The sequence below is a fragment of the Massilia sp. CT11-108 genome (assembly GCF_047302915.1).
In the GTDB taxonomy this organism is placed as follows: domain Bacteria; phylum Pseudomonadota; class Gammaproteobacteria; order Burkholderiales; family Burkholderiaceae_D; genus Telluria; species Telluria orientalis.
The window spans coordinates 1-5,578 of record NZ_JBKYMO010000374.1; the positions used below are offsets into that span (position 1 = coordinate 1).

Sequence of the window (5,578 nt, forward strand, 5' to 3'; positions counted from 1 at the left end):
GCCCGTACACGCCATACGACATCGCACCGAGCCGGCGCGCCTTCAGGTTGCCGTGGCTGGGGCGCACGAGACGCAGCGCGAGGTCGGCGTCGCGCCGGCCCAGTTCCACGGCGGCCGTCGTCGTGACGATCTCCAGGCGCAGTTGCGGATGGCGGGCGACGAAACGGGGCAGGGCGGGAATCACGAGGTCGGATGCGAGGTTGTCCGACGTGGCCAGGCGCACGAGGCCCGACACGCCGGGGCTCAGGCCGGACGCGCCCCGTTCGAAGGCGAGCATGTTGTCCTCGACGGCCTCCGCGCGCCCGAGCAGTTCGCGGCCTTCGTCCGTCAGGTGGTAGCCCGTCTGGTAGCGGGCGAACAGGCGCGTCGCGAGGCGCGCTTCCAGTTCGGCGATGCGCCGGCCGACGGTCGACTGGCTCACGCGCAGCACGTCCGCGGCGCGCGTCAGGCTGCCGCCGCGCGCCACTTCGAGAAAGTATTTAAGATCGTTCCAGTCCAATGGCGCGCTTTTCCTCTCATCTTCCATTTTTGGAAAATGATTATCCGATTATTGGTGTTTTCTTTGCAAGGTGCAACGACTACATTGTCACCAGGCCGCCGCGGGCGGCATTTTGCAAAAAAGGATGAAGAACATGCTGACGACTCGACAACTGGGATCCCAAGGACTGCAAGTCTCCGCCATCGGCCTGGGCTGCATGGGCATGAGCCACGCCTACGGCACGCCGGACGACGCGGAATCGATCGCGACGATCCACCGCGCCATCGACCTGGGCTGCACTTTCTTCGACACGGCGGAAGTGTACGGCCCGTTCACGAACGAGGAATTGCTGGGCCGCGCGCTGGAAGGCCGGCGCGACGAGGTGCAGATCGCGACCAAGTTCGGCTTCGTCATCGGCAAGGGCCATTTCGCCGGCGCCGACAGCCGCCCGGAACATATCCGCGAAGTCGTCGAGGCCTCGCTGAGGCGCCTGCGCACGGACCGCATCGACCTGCTGTACCAGCACCGCGTGGACCCGAACGTGCCGATCGAGGACGTGGCGGGCACCGTCAAGGACCTGATCCGCGAAGGTAAAGTGCTGCATTTCGGGCTGTCGGAAGCGGGCGTCGCCACGATCCGCCGCGCGCACGCCGTGCAGCCCGTGTCGGCGCTGCAGAGCGAGTACTCGATCTGGGAGCGCAACCTCGACGCCGACGTGCTGCCCGCGCTGCGCGAACTGGGCATCGGCCTCGTGCCGTTCAGCCCGCTCGGCCGCGGCTTCCTGACGGGCACGGCGAAGCGTGCCGAGGACTATCCGGCGGACGACTTCCGCGCCCAGAACGACCCGCGCCTGCAGGGCGGGAACTTCGACCGCAATCTCGCCATCGCCGGCCTGGTGAAGGAGATCGCGGCGCGGCATGGCGCACTGCCGGGGCAGGTTGCGCTGGCGTGGCTGCTGGCGCAGGGCGACGACATCGTGCCGATTCCGGGGACCAAGCGCCGTACCTATCTCGAACAGAATCTCGCGGCAGCCGTTCTCAAGCTGGATGACGAGGACCTGCGCCGGCTGGATGGGGCGCTTGAGCAGATCGGCGTCGCGGGGGCGCGGTACAACGAGAAGGCGATGGCGATGGTGGATCGTTGATGGGGGCGCGACTTACCTGACGGTGATCGGGGCCGTGACGGCGCGGCCTGGCGAGTCGAAGAAGGAGCCGCCGACGAACCCCGCGGGGGAACGCTCGACATGGTCTCTGGCTGTCGCGGCGGACAACGTGCTCGCGTCCGCGGCGGCGATGTCGACGCGCCACCAGCGGCCGGAACGATGATAGTGCGGCTCGTCGATGCGATACGTGAGCCAGATCGTACCGCACGCGTTGCAGGTGGAGAGCGAGACGTCGGCCCCGCGGCTGTCTTCGCCGAGTTCCACCGTCTCGTAATCGTTGAACCGGAACGGCGGTTGCCTGCAGGCGCATGCCTGACGGCCTCGAAACAACGGCACGCTGCGGCGCATGCTAGGCAGTCCCGGTCGCGTAGCGCAGGTTCTCGACCGGTACCCCGGCGCGCTGGCTTGCGTAGATGACCTTCGCGACGCCCGTGTAGTACTCGGGCTTCACCGGTTCGATCACGAGCGCCACGTTCGGGTTGTCCCGCAAGGCCGACCTGAGCGCGTCGACCAGTTCGGCATTCCCGGCCACCAGGCGTCCATCGATGCTGATCGTCTCGTCATCGGTCACGCGCACGTGCAGTGAGTCATCCATGGCGTTCCGCCCGATTCGCGCCGTCTGTCGGCTCCAGCCGGCAGTTGTCGAGCGCAGGATCGATGACGTCGACCGGCCCGAACCACTGGTAGACGCCCACGAAGCCGCCGGTGCGGAGAATCCAGGCTTTCTTCGTGCTGCGATCCATGACGATGGTGTGGTGGAAGCCATCCAGCACATTGACTGCGTCCGGCATGCGCACGCGGATGAAGGGGCCGCCGTGGGCCGTGTCGGGCGCGACGGATTCCGGCACCGCGGTGCTGAAACCCGAGAACGAGATGCCGTAGCGCTTCGCCAGCGAGTCGGACAGTGGGCAGGCAAGCGCCTGCGCCGAAGAGAGGCCGATGGCGGTGGCCAGCACCAGGTTTTTCATCGAGATTTCCAGTCGTGTGTTCATGTCGTTTTGAAGCGGATGCGGCGTAACGATAGCATCTCGGCCGCGCCACAGGCTCACACATTTTCACGAACACGCGTATGCGTCTTGGATGGGCGCGCACGCTTGCGCCGGGTTGTGGACATGAGTGCAAGTACTCAATAGTATCGCTACCGCTTCAGCCTGCCCGTACAGGGTCTCCTCAACTCAACGTCACCGTCCATCCGATGAAAAAACTGTTTTGTTCCCTGTTCCTGTCGGCCTGCGGCCTTGCCGCCATGCCGGCGTTCGCAAGCCCTGTCCTCATCGATTTTGAACATGTCCCCGGCGCGGACGGCGTGCTTGGCACCGCCGACGATGTGCCGACTGCCTCCACCTTCCTGCAACCCCTGGACCAGCTGTACGCCCCGCTCGGGCTGGGTTTTACCCAGGGGACGCTGCTGCAGGCCGACTTTTATGACGGGAATCCATCCAATCACTTCATCAGCTCGACCTACCCGATTGCGCTGCTGAGCAAGCCCGTGACTGCCATCGGCATCGACAGTTTTTCGTCGTGGGACGTGAACCTCGTCGCCTACGACAAGAATGGCCAGACCATCGCCAGCGCATTGCTGGCCAACCCGAGCCCGGGCGGGAGCAGCCTGCGCGGACATGTGGCGCTGACCAGTGCGCAAGACATTTATGGATTCGCGATCTACGCGGACGATCCCAGCCACATCCTCAATCTCGACAACCTGGAACTGACCTTCGCCGATCCGGCGGCCGCCGTTCCGGAGCCGTCGAGCCTCGCGCTGATCGGACTCGGCGTGTCGCTGGCGGGGCTGATGCGGCGTGCGAAGACGCAGGGTAAAGGGGGCGGGACAGCCTGAACCGGGGTGCGGCCCGGCGTGCCGGAAAGTGCCGGGCTGGCGTCGCTCAACGCGCGCTCATTGTCTCTCGACGCGAATGATATCGTCGTATTGTCCGAATTCGGGCCGCATGTCGTAAAGCGGCGCTGGATCGCACGACGACGCTGCGGTTTCCGCGCGATGCGGGCAGAAATATTCGCGCCGGATCCGCATCGTGCCGCTTCGATCGAATATGTACGTCACGCCACCCGTCACGCTGTCGGTGTCGGCCTCGAATTTCCGGTGAACCGCCATCGTCATGAACAGCTTCCCTGCCTCGACTTCCTTGAATGCATACGTCAGCGATTCGCGCAGCAGGCTGTCGAGGAAACCGACGACCAGGACGTTGGCGGCAACGTCCACGAAACAATACGGCCGTTCCGCACTGCCAACGAGTGCCGTATAGGGTTGCCGATGCAGATGCGCCGCCTCGGCCTTCCCGGCAGGCCAAAGCTCGGTCGGTTTTTTCTTCGCACGGGACCAGCTTTTGCAGTAATGGATGGGGCGTTTCACAGCGAGATTCTTGTCTCGAGAAACGCCAGGTATCTGGCGTCGTCTTCCATGAAGAGATCGATCCCCCCACCCATGTACGCGCGCGTCAGTTCATCGGCTGCCTTGTCGAAGAGACGCTGTTCGAAGTAGAGCTGCCCAAGACGCAAGTGAATGTAGGGGTTGCCGAGCCCTTTCGGACATTGGACCGCGTTATGAAAACACTTGAATGCCTTGTCGAAGCGCTGCGCGTGGAAGTGCACGTCGCCATGTATTTCAGTTTGGCGTCGTCGACGCTGCCTGCCGACGCCAGCGCATCGCCTTCCTTGCACAGCGCGGCGATCCGCTCATGCACCGTGGCGGTCCGCCTCTTCCAGAAAAATGCCGACCCAGGCATCCAGCACGCCCCAGAAATCGACCGGCTCGGGATTCTCGGGATCTTCGTGCCACCAGATGACTCCCGTCGCTTCACCGTTGCCCACGCAATTCAGGCACAGGTAATCGCCGGCGCCGTTGTGAAACACGGCGACGGCTCGCGAGATATCGATGGGTAGCCGGCGTGCGGTGTCGTCGTCGATGTCGAACTTGTCGTCGGACAGGAATGCCCAATCCTCGACCGGCAGCGGTCCCATCGAATTCGCCGGCAGGAAGGTCCAGCCATCGTGCAACTGCGTATAAAAATCGCGGAATTTGGCGGGCACCCAGTCCCAGATCGGGCGCAGGCGTTCCGGCACGTCGGCGATCGGCGCGCGGCCGCGGAAAAAGTTCAGGTCCTTGCCGCCGACGGTGTAGAGATACAGCAGCGACAAGGTGTCGTCCTGCTCGCGCATCACGTACAGGTGCTTCAGCATCGTCCGCAGGAAATCCTGGACGCTGGGCCACTCCGCGGCGAAGTCGCTCCATTCCGTGAGCAGCGCGAGCCTGCGGCCGTGTTCCTGCTCGTCGAGGAAGCGCAGCCACTGCACGGGCACGGCCGGATCCGCTTCCGCTTCGGCCGGCGAGGCCATCAATGCGGCCGGCTGCACGAACTGCTGCAATTCATTCAGTACCGCGTTCTTGTCGGGTGTTGTTGTCATCGCTTCGTCTTTCAGTGATTGCCGGTGCACGCTAGCCGCCGCCCAGGAGATTATAAATCTGCTGTTGCAACTCGGCCGCCATGTCGACCTCTTTCTGCATCATCTCCTGCCGGAAGGCCGGGTCCACGGCGATGCCGCCTTTCTTGTATTCGGTCCACTCGGCGAACGATTTCGCGCCCTTCGACGTATTCGCCGTTTCGCTCAGGCCGATGAAGTTGCGCGGATTGTTCAGCACGGCGAGCTGATCTTCCTGCGACAGCCGGGCGAATCCCTCCATTTCCGTGATCTGCTTCATCGACACGATATGGTCCGCGTGCAGCGGCTTCGTCACGGTCAGGCCCGGTAGTGCCCGGTCGGGCATCGGCAAGGTCACGCCTTCGTTGACCTGTTTTTGAATGGCGGAACTCGGCGTCTTGGCGCGCAGGCGCGCATACGTCGATGCCGAGACGCGTGCCGGCGGTTCCACCGGCGGCGTGGCCGGCGGCTCGGCAGCCGTCGCAGGCGGACGCAGCGAGACG

The 5,578-nt window shown here is 64.3% G+C and carries 10 protein-coding genes; 2 read left to right on the top strand and 8 right to left on the bottom strand.

Translation table 11 applies throughout. The features are described from left to right. Window positions 1–499, bottom strand: a 499-nt coding sequence (locus ACEN88_RS23165; RefSeq protein ID WP_413343420.1) for a LysR family transcriptional regulator, incomplete at its 3' end; no start/stop codon positions are given. Window positions 500–632: 133 nt separating this feature from the next. Here ACEN88_RS23165 and ACEN88_RS23170 point away from each other — a divergent pair. Next, entirely contained in the window at window positions 633–1,622 is a 990-nt protein-coding gene (locus ACEN88_RS23170; RefSeq protein ID WP_413343421.1) for an aldo/keto reductase, read from the top strand. A 12-nt stretch (window positions 1,623–1,634) separates the two neighbouring features. On the opposite strand, the gene ACEN88_RS23175 is transcribed toward ACEN88_RS23170, so the two are convergent. The 3 genes from ACEN88_RS23175 to ACEN88_RS23185 are packed head-to-tail and all read right to left on the bottom strand — an operon-like array spanning window position 1,635 to window position 2,632. Further along, window positions 1,635–1,988 carry a hypothetical protein gene (locus ACEN88_RS23175; RefSeq protein WP_413343422.1) on the bottom strand — a complete coding sequence of 118 codons (354 nt, stop codon included), beginning with the start codon at window positions 1,986–1,988 and terminating at the stop codon, window positions 1,635–1,637. Window position 1,989: 1 nt separating this feature from the next. Then, entirely contained in the window at window positions 1,990–2,235 is a 246-nt protein-coding gene (locus tag ACEN88_RS23180) for a hypothetical protein (protein ID WP_413343424.1), read from the bottom strand. Then, window positions 2,228–2,632, bottom strand: coding sequence for a hypothetical protein (locus tag ACEN88_RS23185; protein WP_413343426.1), 405 nt, complete (start codon window positions 2,630–2,632; stop codon window positions 2,228–2,230). Before ACEN88_RS23185 ends, ACEN88_RS23180 begins: the two co-directional genes overlap by 8 nt. A gap of 629 nt (window positions 2,633–3,261) precedes the next feature. Between ACEN88_RS23185 and ACEN88_RS23190 the strand changes: the two genes are divergently transcribed. Next, window positions 3,262–3,477, top strand: coding sequence for a PEP-CTERM sorting domain-containing protein (locus tag ACEN88_RS23190; protein WP_413343436.1), 216 nt, complete (start codon window positions 3,262–3,264; stop codon window positions 3,475–3,477). A gap of 57 nt (window positions 3,478–3,534) precedes the next feature. Here the strand turns inward: ACEN88_RS23190 and ACEN88_RS23195 are convergent, their stop codons facing one another. From ACEN88_RS23195 to ACEN88_RS23210, 4 genes are all read right to left on the bottom strand, one after another. Next, window positions 3,535–4,008, bottom strand: coding sequence for a hypothetical protein (locus ACEN88_RS23195; RefSeq protein WP_413343428.1), 474 nt, complete (start codon window positions 4,006–4,008; stop codon window positions 3,535–3,537). Beyond that, window positions 4,005–4,247: a hypothetical protein gene (locus ACEN88_RS23200; protein ID WP_413343430.1), complete on the bottom strand. Its 243-nt coding sequence runs from the start codon at window positions 4,245–4,247 to the stop codon at window positions 4,005–4,007. Before ACEN88_RS23200 ends, ACEN88_RS23195 begins: the two co-directional genes overlap by 4 nt. 84 nt (window positions 4,248–4,331) lie before the next feature. Next, a complete protein-coding gene (locus ACEN88_RS23205) occupies window positions 4,332–5,060 on the bottom strand; it encodes an SMI1/KNR4 family protein (protein ID WP_413343432.1) in 729 nt (242 codons plus the stop codon). A gap of 31 nt (window positions 5,061–5,091) precedes the next feature. Next, window positions 5,092–5,578: hypothetical protein (locus ACEN88_RS23210; protein ID WP_413343434.1), on the bottom strand; the 487-nt coding region annotated here is incomplete at its 5' end.

What these genes read in the sequence shown, in the direction of transcription:
- ACEN88_RS23205 (WP_413343432.1), bottom strand. Translation starts at nt 5,060, where the DNA reads ATGACAACAACACCCGACAAGAACGCGGTACTGAATGAATTGCAGCAG.
- ACEN88_RS23170 (WP_413343421.1), top strand. Translation starts at nt 633, where the DNA reads ATGCTGACGACTCGACAACTGGGATCCCAAGGACTGCAAGTCTCCGCC.
- ACEN88_RS23180 (WP_413343424.1), bottom strand. Translation starts at nt 2,235, where the DNA reads ATGGATGACTCACTGCACGTGCGCGTGACCGATGACGAGACGATCAGC.
- ACEN88_RS23175 (WP_413343422.1), bottom strand. Translation starts at nt 1,988, where the DNA reads ATGCGCCGCAGCGTGCCGTTGTTTCGAGGCCGTCAGGCATGCGCCTGC.
- ACEN88_RS23185 (WP_413343426.1), bottom strand. Translation starts at nt 2,632, where the DNA reads ATGAACACACGACTGGAAATCTCGATGAAAAACCTGGTGCTGGCCACC.